The 18,046-nt window shown below is 57.0% G+C and carries 11 protein-coding genes, 2 tRNA genes and 1 riboswitch; of the genes, 5 read left to right on the forward strand and 8 right to left on the reverse strand.

Annotated elements, in window-relative coordinates; genetic code table 11:
- Positions 1-3 precede the first annotated feature (3 nt).
- Positions 4-522: a tRNA adenosine(34) deaminase TadA gene (gene tadA / locus Q0D41_RS07400; protein WP_294377401.1), complete on the reverse strand. Its 519-nt coding sequence runs from the start codon at positions 520-522 to the stop codon at positions 4-6.
- 336 nt (positions 523-858) lie between these two features.
- Here tadA and Q0D41_RS07405 point away from each other — a divergent pair, with 336 nt between their 5' ends.
- The 3 genes from Q0D41_RS07405 to Q0D41_RS07415 all read left to right on the forward strand — a co-directional run bounded on the left by Q0D41_RS07405 (position 859) and on the right by Q0D41_RS07415 (position 3,566).
- Complete coding sequence (locus Q0D41_RS07405) at positions 859-2,778, forward strand: MDR family MFS transporter (RefSeq protein WP_294377403.1); 1,920 nt, start codon at positions 859-861, stop codon at positions 2,776-2,778.
- A 241-nt stretch (positions 2,779-3,019) separates the two neighbouring features.
- Positions 3,020-3,107 (forward strand) — tRNA-Ser (locus tag Q0D41_RS07410).
- 234 nt (positions 3,108-3,341) lie between these two features.
- The gene (locus tag Q0D41_RS07415; RefSeq protein WP_294377405.1) at positions 3,342-3,566 is read left to right on the forward strand and encodes a DUF1653 domain-containing protein; all 225 of its coding nucleotides are present in this window, start codon (positions 3,342-3,344) and stop codon (positions 3,564-3,566) included.
- A gap of 153 nt (positions 3,567-3,719) precedes the next feature.
- On the opposite strand, the gene Q0D41_RS07420 is transcribed toward Q0D41_RS07415, so the two are convergent.
- The 5 genes from Q0D41_RS07420 to Q0D41_RS07440 form a co-directional block, all read right to left on the reverse strand.
- Complete coding sequence (locus Q0D41_RS07420) at positions 3,720-5,516, reverse strand: FAD-binding protein (protein WP_294377407.1); 1,797 nt, start codon at positions 5,514-5,516, stop codon at positions 3,720-3,722.
- A 329-nt stretch (positions 5,517-5,845) separates the two neighbouring features.
- A complete protein-coding gene (dapD, locus tag Q0D41_RS07425; protein WP_294377409.1) occupies positions 5,846-6,565 on the reverse strand; it encodes a 2,3,4,5-tetrahydropyridine-2,6-dicarboxylate N-acetyltransferase in 720 nt (239 codons plus the stop codon).
- A gap of 190 nt (positions 6,566-6,755) precedes the next feature.
- On the reverse strand, positions 6,756-7,472 hold the full coding sequence (gene dapB, locus Q0D41_RS07430; protein ID WP_294377411.1) for a 4-hydroxy-tetrahydrodipicolinate reductase: 717 nt from the start codon (positions 7,470-7,472) through the stop codon (positions 6,756-6,758).
- 37 nt (positions 7,473-7,509) lie between these two features.
- Positions 7,510-8,391, reverse strand: a complete 882-nt coding sequence (dapA, locus tag Q0D41_RS07435; protein ID WP_367113825.1) for a 4-hydroxy-tetrahydrodipicolinate synthase — start codon at positions 8,389-8,391, stop codon at positions 7,510-7,512.
- 185 nt (positions 8,392-8,576) lie between these two features.
- Positions 8,577-9,875: a diaminopimelate decarboxylase gene (locus Q0D41_RS07440; protein ID WP_294377416.1), complete on the reverse strand. Its 1,299-nt coding sequence runs from the start codon at positions 9,873-9,875 to the stop codon at positions 8,577-8,579.
- A gap of 134 nt (positions 9,876-10,009) precedes the next feature.
- A riboswitch (Lysine riboswitch) is annotated at positions 10,010-10,176 on the reverse strand.
- A gap of 87 nt (positions 10,177-10,263) precedes the next feature.
- On the opposite strand from Q0D41_RS07440, the gene Q0D41_RS07445 reads away from it, so the two are divergent.
- Positions 10,264-11,400: an amidohydrolase gene (locus Q0D41_RS07445; protein WP_294377418.1), complete on the forward strand. Its 1,137-nt coding sequence runs from the start codon at positions 10,264-10,266 to the stop codon at positions 11,398-11,400.
- A 105-nt stretch (positions 11,401-11,505) separates the two neighbouring features.
- Here the strand turns inward: Q0D41_RS07445 and Q0D41_RS07450 are convergent.
- Positions 11,506-11,581, reverse strand: a tRNA-Arg gene (locus Q0D41_RS07450).
- Positions 11,582-11,843: 262 nt separating this feature from the next.
- Here Q0D41_RS07450 and Q0D41_RS07455 point away from each other — a divergent pair.
- On the forward strand, positions 11,844-15,170 hold the full coding sequence (locus tag Q0D41_RS07455; protein ID WP_294377421.1) for an ABC transporter ATP-binding protein/permease: 3,327 nt from the start codon (positions 11,844-11,846) through the stop codon (positions 15,168-15,170).
- A 183-nt stretch (positions 15,171-15,353) separates the two neighbouring features.
- On the opposite strand, the gene Q0D41_RS07460 is transcribed toward Q0D41_RS07455, so the two are convergent.
- On the reverse strand, positions 15,354-17,018 hold the full coding sequence (locus Q0D41_RS07460) for an FAD-binding protein (RefSeq protein ID WP_294377423.1): 1,665 nt from the start codon (positions 17,016-17,018) through the stop codon (positions 15,354-15,356).
- Between the last annotated feature and the right edge of the window lie 1,028 nt (positions 17,019-18,046).

Consider the following 18,046-nt stretch of genomic DNA (forward strand, 5'->3'; position numbering starts at 1 on the left):
TTCCTATTTCTCGCCGCGGCGCGCTTCGAAGAATTCCGAAAGCACGGCGACGCACTCACTCGCAAGCACGCCCGACTGAACCTCGAACGTATGGTTGAGCCGTTCGTCGGCGTGTATCGAATACAGCGACCCCAATGCGCCCGCCTTGGCGTCGGGCGCGCCGTACACGCATCGACCAATGCGCGCTTGGTGCATAAGGCCCGCGCACATAATGCACGGCTCGAGCGTGACATACACCGTGCAGTCGGGAAGACGCCAGCGTTCGAGCTCGCGCGACGCCTGCATGATGGCGGAAAACTCCGCATGCGCCGAGGGGTCGGCGTCGGCTTCCCTATGGTTGCGGGCCTCGGCGATAACCTCACCTTGGCACACCACCACGGCGCCTATGGGCACCTCGCCCTCGCATGCCGCGCGTTTTGCCTGCTCAAGAGCTGCACGCATGAAGCGCTCGTCATCTTCGGCAACATCGTCGGCCGACCGCCACGCTTCGGCGAGCGACATGCCCTCATAGCTCCATGCCATGCAAGCCCCTTCCTTCATATATATGCAGTGTGCATTGTAGAGCATGCCCGCGCGCTGCGGAGGTTTTCGTGAATCGACCACCAAGCTGTGAACGTGGCGTGAATCTACGGTGCCGCCTTTCCGCAAAATCGCGCGCGACGGGCGAGTCGGTTTCGAGGCGTTCCTATAATGAAGGGGTCTCGCCTCCCGCTTGGAGGCATTTTTCTTTGGAACAGCATGTGTATTGAGGGCGACTGCGCCTCTAGCTTCGTGTGCGCTCAATCCAAATCGCTTCGCCGGAGCGCTACAACCGGCCCAAAAACGTTGCGGCACACGCCGCGGAGGGGAGCTTTTAACTTGAAATTGGCTCGACATCAAATAATTATGCTTGTCGTCATGATCTTCGGCACATTCGTGACCGTGCTGAACCAAACGCTGGTCACGCCCGCCTTGCCTTCCATCATGACGGAAATGAACGTCGATGCGGCAACGGCGCAATGGCTCACCACGGGCTTCACCCTGGTCAACGCCATCATGATTCCCATTACCGCCTACCTGATCGACCGCTATTCCACACGCAACCTATTCACGGTGTCGATGCTCATTTTCACCGCCGGTTCGGCGCTCGCGGGTTGGGGCCTCAATTTCCCCGTGCTGCTCGCCGGCCGTTTGCTGCAAGCAGCCGGCGCGGGCATTTTGATGCCTATGGTCATGACGGTGCTCATGCTCACCTTCCTGCCCGAACGCCGCGGCTCAGCCATGGGCCTGTTCGGCATCGTCATCGCATTCGCACCCGCCATTGGCCCTTCGGCGGCCGGTTTCGTGATCGATGTCTACAACTGGCACGTGCTGTTCTGGATTGTGGTGGCGCTTTCGGCGGTAGGCATTATCTGCGCCTGGTTCGCGCTGAAAAGCACACCGAAGAATGAGTCGAAGAACCTGCCGCTCGATAAGCCTTCGGTCGCGCTTTCGACCATCGGTTTCGGCGGCCTTCTGTATGGCTTTTCGACCATCGGCTCGAACGGGCTTAACATCGCCGATGCTGCGATCACGCTCGTCGGCGCCATTGTGGTGGTGCTGTTCTTCCGTCGCCAGTTGAAGATGGATCGCCCCATGCTCGAGGTGCGCGTGCTTGCGAACAAGAAATTCCTGGTGGGCACCATTATTGGTATGCTCGTGCAGGGCGCGCTTTTGGCGGCAGGCATTCTGATGCCTATCTACCTGCAGAGCTATCTGGGTTATTCGGCGACCATTTCAGGCCTGGTCATTCTGCCGGGCGCCATCGTGATGGGCGCGATGGGCCCCATTGCCGGACGCCTTTTCGACAAGCATGGCCCGCGCGCGCTGAGCCTCATTGGTACGAGCGTGCTCACTCTCTCGACGCTCGCATTCGCATTCCTGGGCGACTCGACGGGATTGATTTACCTCACCATTCTGTACACGGTGCGCATGTTCTCGCTTTCTCTCGTGAACATGCCCATTACCACATGGGCCATGAATGCGCTCGACAATAGCCTCATGAACCACGGCACCTCGGTAAACAATACCCTGCGCCAGGTGGCAGGCTCGTTCGGCACGGCGCTGCTCGTCTCTATCTCTTCTATCGCGACGAACATGAGCGCGGGCGCGACCGACCCCGTGCATGCGGGTATTTTCGGCGTGAATATGGCGTTCGCGGGCGCCACGGTGTTGTGCCTTATCGGTTTCGTGCTTACCGTGATTTTCGTGAAAGACAAACCGAGCGATGCAGCCGAAGCCGACCCCGACAACGCCAAGCGTTCTGTGCTCGAAAGCATCATGAAGCGCGACGTGTTCACCCTGCCTGAGAATGCAACGGTTTTCGATGCAGTGAAACTGCTGGTCGACCGTCATATTTCGGCGGCGCCCATCGTGGACGGCAACGGCAAGCCCATCGCATTCGTCTCGGACGGCGACGTGGCCCGCTTCCTCTCGAAGCGCCACAGCACCTACACCGACCCGGTGGCGCTCATTATGCTCACCGAATCGAGCAGCGACGACTTCGCCGTGAAGGCCGCGAAAATCATGAAGATGCGCGCGTACGACATCGCGACGCATGGCGTGATTTCGATTGACGTTCACACCGACATTCGCGAGGTGTGCCGCATATTGGGCGAGAACCACTTGAAGAAGGTCCCCGTGACCGACGAAGGCCAGCTCGTAGGCGTCATCAACCGAAGCGACATCGCACACTACTCCATGCGCAAATACTTGGAGCAAAACGAATCGGAGCTCGGCCAAACCGCCGCGACGGCATAACGGCTCCGAGTGGAGCCACGGGCACGGCACCAAAACAAGCGTTCTGGGGCACCCGCTGCGGCCGCAACAATGCTGCACGTCCGCAGCGGGTGCCCCAGAAAAAGGCCCCGCGAGAAAGCGCCGCGAGGAAACCCCACAAGCGTGTGTGCGCCATGCATGCGCCGCGCACTCACGCAATTTCAAGAAACGTCAACGCATTTTCTTGAAGGCAACGAGCTTTGTGGTATGCTTTCAGAGCTTTGGAGGAATGGCCGAGTGGTTGAAGGCGGCAGTCTTGAAAACTGTTGTGCCGCAAGGTACCGTGGGTTCAAATCCTACTTCCTCCGCCATTGAATTATTGCGCCGTCCCTCCGGACGGCGCTTTTTCGTTTGAAGCATCCAAACGCCGCGCGTGAGCCCGGCGGCCGATTTCGCGCTCAGCCTTCGGCTTGCGCACTTGCAGTACACGACACCTGGGCTTCGGGCAATATCGGCTCACCAGGCCCACATTCGCTAACATATGGCGTGAATGGAACGTTAAAAAAGTCGAAGGCACGAAGGCTGGAGCGTTGGTAGGAGGAACCATGGAGCGCGATATTGTTCCAGGCGTATATCGCCACTTCAAAGGAAACGAATACGAAGTCATTGGCGTGGCGAAACACTCAGAGACCGAAGAACCCTTGGTCATTTACCGCGCGCTCTATGGCGAACGCGGCCTTTGGGCGCGACCGCTCGACATGTTTGCGGGCGAAGTCGACCACGATAAATATCCCGATGCCAAGCAACGATACCGATTCGAGAAAGCATAGCCCCCATCTTCTTCCCCAACCACAAAAGGCTCGAGCCGCAAAGCTCGAGCCTTTTCTAAAAAGGGGCCGATTCCTTGAAGGGAAGGTGGAGGGGTGGAATCGGCCCTCACGGATTATCGTGTTGCCGCGCTGCGAAACGTCAGCACCAGCTCATTATTTGCCGGCAGCAGCGTTTTCGCCAGCGATCTTGCCGTACACCATGCACATGCCGCAAGAAAGGCCCTTGAGCGAGATGGGGTACTGGACCGCGAAACGACCGCCCTGCGGAGCGCCGCAAGCGTACAGACCCTTGATGATCTTGCGATCGTTGTCGTACACATGGCACTCGTCGTCGGAATCGAAGCCGCCCAGGTTGCCCAGGGTAAGGGCGCAACCGCACTCGGCAGCGTAGAACGGGCCATTCTCCAGGGCGAACAGGCGCTGAGAGCTCTTGAAGAAGTCGGTGTCTTCGCCAGCCTTGCACAGCTCGTTGTAACGCTCGATGGACTTCTTGGCCTCGTCGACGTCGATGCCCTCGATCTTGGAAAGCAGCTCGTCGATGGTATCGGCCTTCAGGCAACGGCCGTCAGCGACAGCGTCGTCGATGTCCTTCTGAGTACGCACATTGATGCGCAGGCCAGAGGCGGTGTACTCGGGAAGCTCCTCTTCGCGATAGATGCATGCAACACCGTGGGCAGCCGGGAAGTACTTGAGCTGCTCAGGCCAGTTGGCGTCGAAGAACTGGTAAGCCTTGCGCTCGGGCTGAAGCTCAACCTGATTCTCAAGCTGCTGACCAGGAATGTCTTCGTTCATGAAGCGCTTGCCGCGCAGGTTCAGCCACAGGTAGCCGTTGTTGCCAATAACGCCACGGCCGTCGGGGCCAGCGCCGCCACCCATGTGGTGAATGACGGGAGCATGCCACTGCTCGATATGGGCACCAGCCCATGCGCCCATCTTGTGGCCTTCGCCGATGTTGGTGTAGTTGCCCGCGGAGTCCATATCGAGGGACAGAATCTGAACGCCGTTCTCAACGCACTGAGGAGCGTAGAACTTCATCATGTCCTCGTTGCCCAAGTAGTCGCCGGTCGCGATAATGACGGCCTTCGCGTTAATCTTGATGTACTTCTCAGAACTGGTCTTCTGAGCGAAAACGCCGGTCACGGTGCCGTCGGCGTCCTGAATGAGCTCGATGCCCTTGGTTTCATAGCGAACATCGGCACCTGCGTCGATAGCGCACTGCAGGTTGTCCTGCATGACGGTCGCCAGGCTGCTGAAACCAACAGACGTCGGGTAGCAGGGCAGGTCTTCCTTGGTGTAGTCATAGGTCTCGGGCACGGGATACATATAAGGGAACATGTAGTTCTTCTGGCTCGCCTCGGGAATCTCGGCATAGCTTTCGGGGGCGATGTAGAGATCCTTGGAACCGGCCACGAACCAGTCGAGGGCTTCGCCCGACTTGTCGTAGTAGGTGGAAATGATGGACTGGTTCACATGGTGGCTGCACTCTTCCATATGCATGTTGACGACCATCTTCTTATCGAGGAAGCCGTCGCCGCGGCCCCACTTGGCCTGCGTCTCGCCACCGAAAATAGCCATGTCGGAAGCAACGGAGTTGAGCTTCGGCGAAGACTCGAGCGCGACAACCTTCGCGCCAGCCTCAGCGGCGGCACGAGTGGCGGGAACGCCAGCGGCGCCCAGGCCAACAACGACAACGTCGGCGTCGACGGTCTCTTCAACGTCGGCGTCAGCGATTTCCGGCTTCTCGCCGAGCCAGGGCATAGCGCCCGTGCCGTCGAAGCCCATCGTGGTCTCGCCCGTAGCGGCGGCCTTGGTGTCGGCCTTGGCGTCGCTCTTGGAGCTGGAAGCAGACGGCGAGCAAGCGCTCAAGCCAGCCATGCCAGCAATCGCAGCACCCGCGACAGCAGCGCCGGACAAGAAGTTACGACGGCTCATACCATTCTCAATGCTCATGGTGTTAATCCTCCCTTTGGATTGTGCAGCCCCCTCTGGCTGCGCCTTAACCATGCGGCCCCTATGGGCCTTGCTTATGGTTCGTGGCGCCTCCTGCACCTCGAACCGATGCATTGCATTATGGAAAGTTTTGCCGAAAAAAGAACCATCCCCCATGGTTGAATCAGGGGGGATGGCGAGTGTTTCAAGATATGGACCAAATGTGTTGATTTTATTGTTTACCCAGGTAAAAAGGCTCAACACTTATGGATGATGATGGATTTTACCGTCTCTTTGCCATTGGGCCACGCATGTTCAGCGAAGGAGCGAACCCCCACTGCACCGAAAAGCTAAAGCGTGCGAAGCGCGTCGACCAGAGCAGTTTTGCCCTCGGTTTTCGCATCCTTCATCTTGATGACCTTCGCGGGAACGCCGGCGACAACCGCGCCCGCGGGAACATCATTCACCACGACGGCGCCCGCGGCGACAACAGCGCCCTCGCCCACGCGGCAACCCTCGAGCACCACGGCGTTCGCGCCAATCATGACATTGTCCTCAACGATAACGGGGGTTGCGCTCGCAGGCTCAACCACGCCGGCCAGCACCGTGCCTGCGCCAATGTGGCAATGCTTGCCGACAATGGCACGACCGCCCAGCACCACGCCCATATCGATCATGGTGCCTTCGCCGATAACCGCGCCAATATTAATAACCGCGCCCATCATGATGACGGCGTTATCGCCAATCTCAACCTGATCACGAATAATCGCGCCCGGCTCGATGCGGGCGTTGATTTCCTTCATATCGAGCATGGGTACAGCGGAATTGCGGCAATCGTTCTCGACTTCGTAGTAATCGAACGCATCGGCATTGGCCTCGAGCACGGGCTTGATGTCGGCCCAGTCGCCGAACACGATTTTGCCCTTGCGGCCGCCGAACACCTTCACTTCGCTCTTCGTGGCGTTGGCCTTATAGTTGATTTTCTGGCCAGGTTTCTCGCGAACATACACCTTTACCGGGGTTTTCTTTTCGGACGTAGCGATGAAATTGATGATTTCTTCAGCGTTCATGTTGATCCTTTCGATTCTCGACACCATACGATGCCGAATGCCGCCTGGGGTCGCGCTAGACCGTCGGCGCTCAAACTTGCTCTTGTTCCTTAGTTAAGCGCCGCCAAGCGGGCGCATAGTGAGCGATAGCGAACGGTAGTCCGGTGTGGTCTTGCGCGACTCCGGGCGACATTCGGCATCGCCGCCGTCGTTAAAACATCAGCTCGTCGAAACCGTAGAACCCAGGCTCACGTTCGACCAGCTTTTTCGCCGCAGCCACAGCGCCCGACGCGAAAATGCGGCGGCTCGTGGCGCGATGCGTAAGGGCGACCTCTTCATCTTCGCCGAAGAAGTGCACCGTGTGGGTGCCGGCAACCGTGCCGCCACGCAAAGCATGCACGCCGATTTCTCGAGCGGGGCGCTTGCCGCACATGCCTTCGCGGCCATACACCACATCGCAGGCGTCCTCGGGATTCACGGCCGAGAGCAACAGTTTCGCGGTGCCGCTCGGAGCGTCGACCTTCTGATTGTGATGGGTCTCGACGATTTCGATATCGAAACCGGGCAGCGCTTTTGCGGCCTCGGCGGCGAGGCGGCGCAACACCGCCACGCCAAGCGAATAATTCGCGCTATGGATGACAGGCGCTTTCTCGCCGAGCGCGCGAATGCGACCCATTTCGGCTTCGTCGTAACCGGTAGTACCGCTCACAAGCGCCGCACCTGTGCGATTCACATAAGCCTCGACCAAGCCGAGCATGCTCTTATGCGAGAAATCAATCGCGACATCGGCCGCGGGGGTGGTGTCGGCAAGCTCATCCTTGTTGTCGATGCCGATAACGCCCGCAAGTTCGAGCGATTCATCGGCTTCAACAAGCTCGCGAATGATGGTTCCCATACGGCCATCGCCGATAACAAGTACTTTGGTCATATTCGTTCCTCTTCAATAATCAAAAGCGGCGGGCGGCCTAGATAATGCCGGCATTCTTCATGGCGGCGGCAATCGTCGCCTTCGCCGCGTCGCTCGGCTCGCACAGCGGCTGACGATACACCGCCTTGCCGAAGCCCATGAGCTCCAACGCATATTTCACCGGAATGGGGTTCACTTCGCAGAACAGCGAATCGACGAGCTCAATGCCCGCAAGCTGGGTTTTCAACGCAGCGGCATGATCGCCCGCAAGCCACGCATGGCACATGTCGTGCACTTCCTTCGGCTGCACATTCGCCCAAACCGAAATAACGCCGCGGCTACCCAACGCCATCATGGGCACAACGATATCGTCGTTGCCCGAGAACATGCAGAAGTCGTCAGACAGGTAGCGCGCGATTTTCGTCGCATAGCCAATATTGCCCGAAGCCTCTTTGATGCCGAAAGCATTGGGGTGCTTCGCCAAGCGCGCGACATTCTTCTCGGAAATAGAGCACCCCGTGCGACCAGGCACGTTGTACAGAATGCAGGGAATATCGACCGCATCGAGCACCGTAGTGAAGTGACGGTAGATGCCTTCCTCGTTCGACTTGTTGTAGTACGGCGTGATGAGCAGCAAGCCATCGGCGCCCATCTTCTGGAAGCTCAGGCTCTTTTCGAGCATGGTCTGCGTGCTGTTCGAACCGCTGCCTGCGATAACAGGCACGCGTCCCGCAACGCGGTCGACGACGAACTTGCACACCTCGTCGTCTTCCTCGTGCGACATGGTCGACGATTCGCCCGTAGTGCCCAGCGTGAGCAGGGCGTCGGTCCCGTTTGCCAGATGGAAATCGACCAGGCGGCCAAGCGCCTCGAAGTCGACGCTGCCGTCTTCAGCGAACGGCGTGACGAGCGCCACGATGGAGCCGCTCAAGCCTTTCATATCTGCCATGTTCTTTCCTTTCGTCGTTTTAGGAAACGACGAAGCGCTCGGGGATGCGAGACCACCGGTCGCTTCGCCTAGCCCCTTATGCGCTTACCCTCACGCATCGAAGTACGCTTGCCGCGCGGCGGGGCTCTTCGAAACACCGGGCGGCCTCTCGCTGGCCTTCGCCAGTCGGGCAACGCTTATTTCCCTTTAAGTTTCTCCTCATCATAAGGGGCGCCGTCCAGCAACTCATCGCAACCATACAGCGTCGCGAAGTAGTCGGCCGGCGTCTCGGCGCGGCGAATGAGCTTCACGCTGCCGTTTTCCCGAAGCAGCAGCTCAGCGCTGCGCAACTTACCGTTGTAGTTATAGCCCATGGAGTGGCCATGCGCGCCGGTATCGTGAATCACGAGCACGTCGCCGTCTTCGATTTCAGGCAGCGCGCGGTCGATCGCGAATTTGTCGTTGTTCTCGCACAAGCCGCCCACCACGTCGTACACGTGATCGCACGGCGCATCTTCCTTGCCCGCCACGGTAATGTGATGGTAGGAACCGTACAGCGCCGGGCGCATGAGGTTCGCCGCACACGCATCGACGCCGATATATTCCTTATAAATATGCTTGTGGTGGATAGCCGTGGTAACCAAGCAGCCGTACGGGCCCATCATAAAGCGGCCCATTTCCGTAAAAATCGCCACATCGCCCATGCCAGCAGGCACGAGGATTTCCTCGTACACGCGGCGAACGCCTTCTCCAATCGCGCGAATATCGTTCGGCGTCTGGTCAGGCTCGTAAGGAATGCCCACGCCGCCCGACAGGTTGATGAACTCGACATGCGCGCCCGTTTCTTGCTGCAACTGAACGGCAAGCTTGAACAGCACGGCGGCGAGCTCGGGGTAATAATCGTTCGTCACGGTATTGCTGCACAGGAAGGCATGGATGCCGAAATGTTTGGCACCCTTGGCTTTGAGCGTGCGGAATGCCTCGAACAGCTGCTCAGTCGTCATGCCGTATTTGGCATCGCCCGGGTTGTCCATAATGCCGTTCGAGATTTCGAAAAGCCCGCCGGGGTTGTAGCGGCAGCTGATGGTTTCCGGAATGCCGCCAATCGTTTGCTCGAGGAAATCGATATGCGAAATATCGTCGAGGTTGATGATGGCGCCCAGCTTCGCAGCCGCCTCGTAGTCGGCCGCGGGGGTTTCGTTCGACGAGAACATAATGTCGTGGCCCGAAATGCCCATAGCATCGCAAAGCTGCAGCTCGGTCGCCGAAGAGCAGTCGCATCCGCACCCATAATCGCGCAGGATATTGATAAGGAACGGGTTCGGCGTGGCCTTTACCGCGAAATATTCTTTGAAGCCTGGGTTCCACGCAAACGCGTCGCGCACGGCCTCCATGTTGCGGCGAATGCCCACTTCGTCATAGAGGTGGAACGGCGTAGGGTAATGCTCGATAATCTCATCGAGCTGGGCCTTCGAAACGAAGGGTTGTTTGTTCATGCGCGTCGCCTTTCTGAAAACCTGCGCGCGACTCGGCGGGAAGAACCCTCCCGAACCGCATAATAAAAAAACGCCAGCAAGGCACGGCCTCACTGGCGTCGCATGCGCGGCATACACCAGCGCAAAACATTTCACAGCAAGATAGCGCACCTGCGATTTCGCAGACAGTCTTGCGGGTGTTCCCCGCAAACCCATTCGCGCGCCGTGCCCGGCAAAGCGAATTCGGCGGGTTTGCCTCGCTTTGGGATCAACGCCCGCCGACTCCCCCAAGGCCCATCGCACCCGCGCCTCTATCGTTCGAATGAAACTATCACTTTAGTGCGCTAAAGTCAAAGCACGAAGGCTATAATGCGCGAGAATTCAAGGAACTTTTAGACGAAGAGGCACTATGAACGAATGCGAACCTTGCAGCGGCGCGTTTGCCGAACCCACGCTGGCCGACCTCACGCAATACCGCCGCGACCTGCATCAAATTCCTGAAGTTGACTTCGATTTGCCGAAAACCATCGCGTACGTGCATTCGGTTATTGACGAGCTGCCATGCGAAGTGTTCGAGCCGTGCCGCTCAACCGTGTGCGCATTTTTCGACCGCGGAAGCGAGCACACTACCGCCATTCGCACCGATATGGATGCGCTGCCCGTGACCGAAAAATCGGGTGTGCCGTTCTGCTCCACGCATGCCGGGCAGATGCACGCATGCGGCCATGACGGACACATGGCCATGGCGCTCGGCCTCGCGCGCCACATTGCGGCGCATCTCGACGAACTCGAGCGCAGCGTGCTCATCGTGTTCCAGCCCGCTGAGGAAACGACCGGCGGCGCGCAGCTCATCTGCGAATCGGGCACATTCGAGAAATACCACGTCGATCGCATTTTCGGCTTCCACTTGTGGCCCGATTTGCCGAAGGGCCACATCGCGAGCCGCCCCGGCGCGCTGCTCGCCGCCACGAGCGAAAGCACATTCACGTTCTTCGGCAAGGCCACGCACATCGCCAAGGCCGAAGATGGCGCCGATTCCATGGAAGCGGGCATGCGCTTCATTCTCGAGGCGTACGACTACATGGCAAAGCGCGCACAGGAAGAACCCTGCACATTCAAGTGCGGCCTGCTCGAAAGTGGCCAGGCGCGCAACGTGATTTCTTCGCGCACGTACATCGAAGGCACGCTGCGTACATTCAGTGAGAAAATGGGAGCCGAAGCGAAAGAGGCGCTGCGCGAGATCGCCGAGCGTCGTGCCGCCGAAGCGGGCTGCACGGTCGACGTCGATTTCAGCGAAGGCTACCCGCCGGTCGTGAACAACGAGGAACTGTTCGAGCTCGCCTCACGCCACATCGACGTGGCCGAGCTGCCCAAGCCGCTGCTCATCGCGGAGGATTTCGCGTTCTACCAGCGCCACTTGCCGGGCGTGTTCCTGCTGCTGGGAACGGGCACGGGCATTCCCCTGCACGCCGATACTTTTGATTTCGATGAAGAAGTGCTCATGGCCGGCCTGGAAACCTACAAAAAGCTGATTCGCATTCCGTAAGCGAATCGAACAGGCTGCTACCCAGCGGCCCAGCAACTCATTGCGACCGCATACCATGCAAAGGAAAAGGCCAGGCAGCAACGGCGCCTGGCCTTCAAAATATCATGGTGCCCCCGGGCGGATTCGAACCGTCGACACCCGCTTTAGGAGAGCGGTGCTCTATCCCCTGAGCTACGGAGGCGTTTGAAAACTTTGTTATTCTAGCATGTCTTACACAGAATAGGACTCAGCCCTTACCAACGCAGTCGAAAACTACAGTCCCATTCAGGGAAAATTGAAGTTAAAGGCAGGCCGTCATATCATCAGGCGAGACATAGTCGACGATCTAGGGTAGATGGATGTTTCTGGTTTACGCTTAGAAAACGAAAGGGTGTTCCTCCTGCCGCAAGCGCATAATTGTTCATAATTGTTTTAGATTCATAAACAATTATGAAAGGCGTTGTATGCTGCAGCTTAAAGACGTGTGCAAGTCATACACTACGGCCGACTTCACGCAAGTCGCGCTCGACCATGTGTCGCTTGCTTTCCGCGATAATGAATTTGTCGCCATCTTAGGCCCTTCTGGTTCGGGCAAAACGACCATGCTCAATATCATCGGCGGGCTCGACCATTACGATTCGGGCGATTTGCTCATCGACGGCATTTCCACCAAGCAATATCGAGATCACGACTGGGACACCTATCGAAACAATCGAATCGGTTTCGTCTTCCAGGCATACAACCTCATTCCCCACCAAACCATTCTGGAAAACGTGGAACTGGCCCTCACGCTTTCAGGCGTGTCGCGTGCAGAGCGACGCGGGCGAGCATGCGCGGCCCTTAAACGCGTCGGCCTTGGCGAGCACGTCAACAAAAAGCCCAGCCAGCTTTCCGGCGGCCAAATGCAGCGCGTCGCCATCGCGCGCGCCCTGGTCAACGAGCCGGAAATCATTCTGGCCGATGAGCCTACGGGTGCCCTCGACTCGAAAACAAGCGTGCAAATCATGGATCTGCTCACCGAAATCGCCGGCGACCGCCTGGTAATCATGGTGACGCACAACCCTGAACTGGCCGAACAATACGCTACGCGCATCGTGAACCTTGCCGACGGCGTTATCAAAAGCGACACGCGCCCCTTCGACCCCGACGCAAGCAACGAGCCTCGCCGCGAAGCCAAAGCCGCACGCCAAACGAGCATGTCGTTTTTCACGGCGCTTTCGCTTTCACTCAAGAATTTGCTCACGAAAAAGGGCCGCACGCTCATGACCGCCTTTGCCGGCAGCATCGGCATCATCGGCATCGCCGCCATCTTGTCACTCGCGAACGGCGTGAACCAATACATCGCGAACGTCGAAGAAAACACGCTTTCGGAATACCCGCTGCAAATCCAAGACCAGGGCTTCGACATGACCAGCATGATGACGATGGGCATGGGCGGCGCGGGCGCCGACGATTCTGCCGCCACCACCGACGCGCAAACGAGAGACGCGGACGCTGCGGGCAATTCAGACAAGCCGGTGCATGAGTCAAAGATGATCACGCGCATGTTCTCGAGCATCGGGAGCAATGACCTCGCATCGCTGAAGGAATATTTCGACAACGGCGGCACCGACATCGGCAACTACGTGAATTCAATCGAATACGGCTATAGCGTTACTCCGCAGATTTTCAATTCAAACACCGACGACGGCGTACACCAGGTAAACCCCGATAAATCGTTCGCGAGCGTGGGATTAGGCGCATCGAGCAACGGCATCATGTCGTCGATGATGAGCACGAATATCTTCTACAAGCTGCCCGCGAACATGAACCAGGTCGATAGCCAATATGACGTCGTCGCAGGCCACTGGCCCGAAAATTACAACGAGGTCGTGGCAGTGCTCACGCCGAACGGCAACGTGAGCGATTTTATGCTGTACTCCATGGGCTTGCGCGACCATAAGGAACTCGAAGAAATGGTACGCGAATTCGCTAACGAGGAAGAAGTGCAGGTACCCGACGGCACACTCGACCTCGACTACGACGATCTTACGAACGTGGAGTTCAAGCTCGTTAATGGCGCCGATTTTTATCAGTACGACAGCGATTACCAGGTTTGGAAAGACAAGAGCGGCGATGCCGACTATATGAAAAGCTTGGTTGACAATGGCGAAACGCTAAAGGTGTGCGGCGTGGTGAAGCCGAAAGAGGGCCAGAAGATTACTTCGCTTTCAACAGGCCTGTATTACTCGAACGATTTGATCAACCACCTCATTGACGAGGCGGGCGATAAGCAAATCGTAAAAGACCAGCAGGCAAACCCCACAACCAATGTGATTACAGGCAAATCGTTCGCTGAAGAAGAGGATGAAGCGAAAGATGGCAATGGGTTCGATATGTCGAGCCTGTTCACAATTGACGGCGAAAAGCTACAGAGTGCGTTCACATTTGACGAAAGCGCGCTGGCCGCAGGCCTCTCGAACGCCGACCTCTCGAGCAGCATGGATTTGTCGGGGGCCAATATCGACTTGTCAAGCATGCCGGCCTTTGACGCTTCGGGCATTCAAATCGACCCGAGCAAGATTGACATGAGCCAGCTGAATTTGGACTTCAGCAACATCAAGCTCAACCTCGATGGCGCCCAGCCCGATATTAAAATCGACGTTCTTACCCAGGGCATTATGAATATCATGGAGGCGTACCCCTCTTGGCTCCAGGAGCAAATCAAGGACCACCCCGAATACGATACCAATCAAAATGCGGCAGTCGAGGCATACCTCGCAGACCCCGCCACGAAAGCCGCCATGCAGAAGGTCATTGCCGACAGCATCGATTTCAGCGGCGTGAGCGAGCAAATCCAACAGCAGCTGCAAGAGCAGCTTTCACAACAACTGCAAGCACAGCTTTTGCCCGCACTTTCTGCAGCTATTTCGCAGCAGCTGCAAGAGCAACTTTCCGCCGCTATGCAGTCGTATATGCAAACAGCAATGACGCAGGTCATGATGCAATACGGAACAGCGATTCAAAACCAAGTCTCATCCGCGATGACCGCCTATATGTCCACCCTTTCGGCAAATATGTCAAAAGCTATGGGCATTAACGAAAGCGCCTTCGCCGACGCATTCCAAATGAACATGAGCGAGCAGGAGCTTTCCGAACTCATGGCGAGCCTCATGTCGACCGAGCAGAGCAGCTACGATAACAACATGAAGAAATTCGGCTGGGCCGATTACTCGAAGCCGGCAAGCATCGACATTTACCCGAAGGATTTCGAAAGCAAGCAAAGCGTGATTGATATCCTCGACGGCTACAACGACAAGATGAATGCCGCCGGCGACGAAGATAAAGTCGTGAGCTATACCGACATCGTAGGCGCGCTCATGAGCAGCGTGACCACAATCGTGAATATGATCAGCTACGTGTTGGTGGCGTTCGTCGCGATTTCCCTCGTGGTGAGCTCAATTATGATTGGCATCATCACCTACATCAGCGTGCTTGAACGCAAGAAAGAAATTGGCATTTTGCGCTCCATTGGTGCGAGCAAGGGCGATGTCAGCCGCATATTCAACGCCGAAACCTTTATCGTCGGCTTCACCGCGGGCATTATCGGCATCGCTCTTACAGCCTTGGCCTGCATTCCCGCAAATGCAATTGTGTACTCGTTATTTGACGTGGAAAACGTCGCGATTCTGCCGTGGCAGGCCGCAATTGCCCTGGTTGGCATAAGCGTGCTGCTCACATTCTTGGCAGGCCTCATTCCTTCAAGCGCAGCGGCGAAAAAAGACCCGGTCGAAGCTCTGAGAAGCGAATAAGGAAGCGACGGGGGCTTCCCCAACAACCGCTAAAAGCAAGAAGCTCGTAACTACCACAGCTGCGAGCTTCCTAGCGACTATTTGAAAGAGAAGGTGCGATAACCCTGCTTCGTGCGCTTTAAGACGACCCTCAATCCCCTTGTTGCTGCAGAAGGGGATCGAGGGTCGTCTGTTAAATGATCACTAGGCAAGACCCAGATCCTTGCAAGCTGCGTTCGCAGCAACATATCCCGTCGTGCAAGCAGCACCCTGCCCCGATCCTCCATGCAGCCCATAGGGATAGTCGTTAAACTGCATGGAACCGTTATCGATGCCGCACACAAACAAGCCTTTGATGGGGAGATCGTCGTGTCCGATCGCCCGCGCCTCATGATCTCCTCGCACGCCGCCACAGGTGCTATAGGCGCAAGCCTCGACCTGAACCGCATAAAATGGCTTCTTTTCTAGAGGAGTCATGAGCGCGGGGTCGGCTCCAAAGGGGTCATGAGAGCCGTCCCCCTTCGCTCTATTATTGTAATCTTCCATCGTTGCAGCCAATGCTTCCGAGTCAACCCCCATAAGCTCGGCAAGCTCCTCGAAGCTATCGGCCTTCCAAACAAAGTCGCTGCCTTCAACCAAGGATCGGAACTCTCCGCTCCCAACACCCATGAAGGCAACGAACTCATTGAGTTTATCCTCGCCCTCGTAGGCTTCAACATGCGCCTCATCGAACAAGGTAAAGACCTTCGACTGAGAAGCGATTGCCGTGTTGAGGCGGGAGGTGTCGGCGTCTTCTGCAAGTGTCTCGTTATAAAAGCGCACGCCGCTCTGATTGACCATGGGGAGCGTTTTGCCTATTTCTAGCGGATACCGATAAGAGGGCGGCCACTGAGTGAAAATCGACAGCATGCTACTCCAACTTTCTCCGCACGCCTTCGAAAGTCCGTACATTACCGCAGACGGCGCCTGGGGAAGCGCGCCTGCCGTCAGCGCCATATTGATTCCGTCGCCATCTTGACCATCGAACCCCAGAAATACAACTCGTTCACTAGGAACGCGAAGCCGCTCGGCGCACATTTCCGGGTTTTTCCCGAATCCACCCGTAGCGAGCACCGTCGCTTTGGCATTAATGCGCACGAGATCGCCGCCGCTTTTTGCGTAGACACCCCCAACTCCCTCATTGTCGAGAATGATATTCACGGCAGGAGACTCTAGGCGAAAATCCAAATTATCGAGCGTCTCCCCATAGGCCCAAAGCGGCTTGAGCATACCCTCGCCGTTGTTTACCCAATTGCCTGCCTCGTCAAAGCAGCTCAGAAGGGCACCCTGGCCACCAGTTGACATCGAAGCCCCATGGCTTATGGCCCAATCGAGGGCTTCTCCAGAATTGTCCAGGTAGCACCAAATCCCTGGTGCATAAGCACCCCAATTGTGCCACTGCATGTAAGTTTCGAACTCGGTCTGCAAGTCTGTGGGCCCCTGCGCATCAAGCTGCTCTTGAGTGTTGTACGCAAGCGTACCCTCCGTTATCGTTGAAGTTCCTCCCTTGAGACTTGTCTTCTCAAGCCAGATTACACGAGCACCAAGCTCAGCTGCTCTAATGGCGGCATAGGTTCCAGCGGATCCTGAGCCGCACACTACGACATCGCACTCCTCCGTGCGGACCACATCCCCTTCATCCACTTCGACAAGCCGCGAAGAAAGAGGGCGATCTGCGCCCTTATGCGTACTGGTGCCCGATGCGTCGGTATCAGTCGACGGCAGGCCACCATTTGAAGGAGCGCATCCCGCGAGGCCGACTGCTGCCATGCTCGCACCAAATACTCCACCCCCAACAATAAAATCTCTGCGCGATATCGCCTTGTCCATTTTTGATCCTCCTCTTTCCTAACTGAGTTATTGCATGTGCGATTTTGGGCTCATGGACCATCGCCCAACTCGTCTATCGACAAAACGTTGACGGCGCCTATTCGAAATCGCACTTACGTATGAAAACGCAGGTATTGGATTTTGAGGATGCAGATTGAGGTTGATTGCAGGCAAGGAAGGATTGAAAAAACGGTTGATGAAGCGCATTGCGCACTTCAAGCTATTCCTCGCCTCCGCACTCCACTTCCTCAAAGTGCGATTACCTCGGGTTTTCCAGGCTTAATCGGTATAAAATAGACCGAGAGGCAGTTCTATGATGCGAAACCATTCGGGGGGGTCGAGCGTGGCCAAGGCGGTGACGGTAAATCAGATTCGCAACGTGCCTTTTGCTCTCGCTCTGGCTTTTGCTTGCGCTTGGATGCTCGACCCTTCTGCTGCAATTCCGGCAGGATTCGCTTCACTCGTATCCTTTTCCCAATATTCCCATCTCCTTGTAACGTCGCTCGCATTCGGCGTCTTGGCCCTGTTTCACCGCCAAGCCAGCACTTTCCTCAGCAGTAAAGCGTTCGTTGTTGCCTCCTGCTCACTGTGCTTTCTCGGTTTTTTTGGCGCCTGGGCGTGCTCATTGCAGCCGGAAACTTTCCAGGGAGTTCTACCCTTCGCTTGTCTTTGCGTAACGGCGCTCTGCCGAGCCTCTCTGCTCATCTCGTGCCTCAAGGCGCTTGCGGGGCTCCCCCTCGTCGACTGCCTTTTAACGCTCATTGCTTGGCAGTTTTTTTGTAGGCATACTGCGGGCACTCTCCACTTTGCTTCCGCCACTTGCCATATCCTGTATTGCGCCCCTCGCAATCGCCCTCTGCCTCACGAGAAAAACCTCTATTGCGCTCTAGCGCGAAAACCCTACGGCTACTTCGCCCTCAGAAGAGGCCGGCAAAATTGAGCCGCGCAGTTTCTTTCTCATTGCGCGCTTGCTGCTCATTTATTCGCTTATCATCTTCACCATTCAAACGCTACAAGGCTTTGCCCCC

The organism is uncultured Slackia sp. (genome assembly GCF_934630525.1).
GTDB lineage: Bacteria > Actinomycetota > Coriobacteriia > Coriobacteriales > Eggerthellaceae > Slackia.

Excerpts from the sequence above, each read along its gene's own strand:
- Q0D41_RS07440 (WP_294377416.1), bottom strand. The coding sequence starts at position 9,875 with ATGAACAAACAACCCTTCGTTTCGAAGGCCCAGCTCGATGAGATTATC.
- dapA (WP_367113825.1), bottom strand. The coding sequence starts at position 8,391 with ATGAAAGGCTTGAGCGGCTCCATCGTGGCGCTCGTCACGCCGTTCGCT.
- dapB (WP_294377411.1), bottom strand. The coding sequence starts at position 7,472 with ATGACCAAAGTACTTGTTATCGGCGATGGCCGTATGGGAACCATCATT.
- Q0D41_RS07415 (WP_294377405.1), top strand. The coding sequence starts at position 3,342 with ATGGAGCGCGATATTGTTCCAGGCGTATATCGCCACTTCAAAGGAAAC.
- Q0D41_RS07445 (WP_294377418.1), top strand. The coding sequence starts at position 10,264 with ATGAACGAATGCGAACCTTGCAGCGGCGCGTTTGCCGAACCCACGCTG.
- Q0D41_RS07460 (WP_294377423.1), bottom strand. The coding sequence starts at position 17,018 with ATGGACAAGGCGATATCGCGCAGAGATTTTATTGTTGGGGGTGGAGTA.
- Q0D41_RS07420 (WP_294377407.1), bottom strand. The coding sequence starts at position 5,516 with ATGAGCATTGAGAATGGTATGAGCCGTCGTAACTTCTTGTCCGGCGCT.
- dapD (WP_294377409.1), bottom strand. The coding sequence starts at position 6,565 with ATGAACGCTGAAGAAATCATCAATTTCATCGCTACGTCCGAAAAGAAA.
- tadA (WP_294377401.1), bottom strand. The coding sequence starts at position 522 with ATGGCATGGAGCTATGAGGGCATGTCGCTCGCCGAAGCGTGGCGGTCG.
- Q0D41_RS07455 (WP_294377421.1), top strand. The coding sequence starts at position 11,844 with ATGCTGCAGCTTAAAGACGTGTGCAAGTCATACACTACGGCCGACTTC.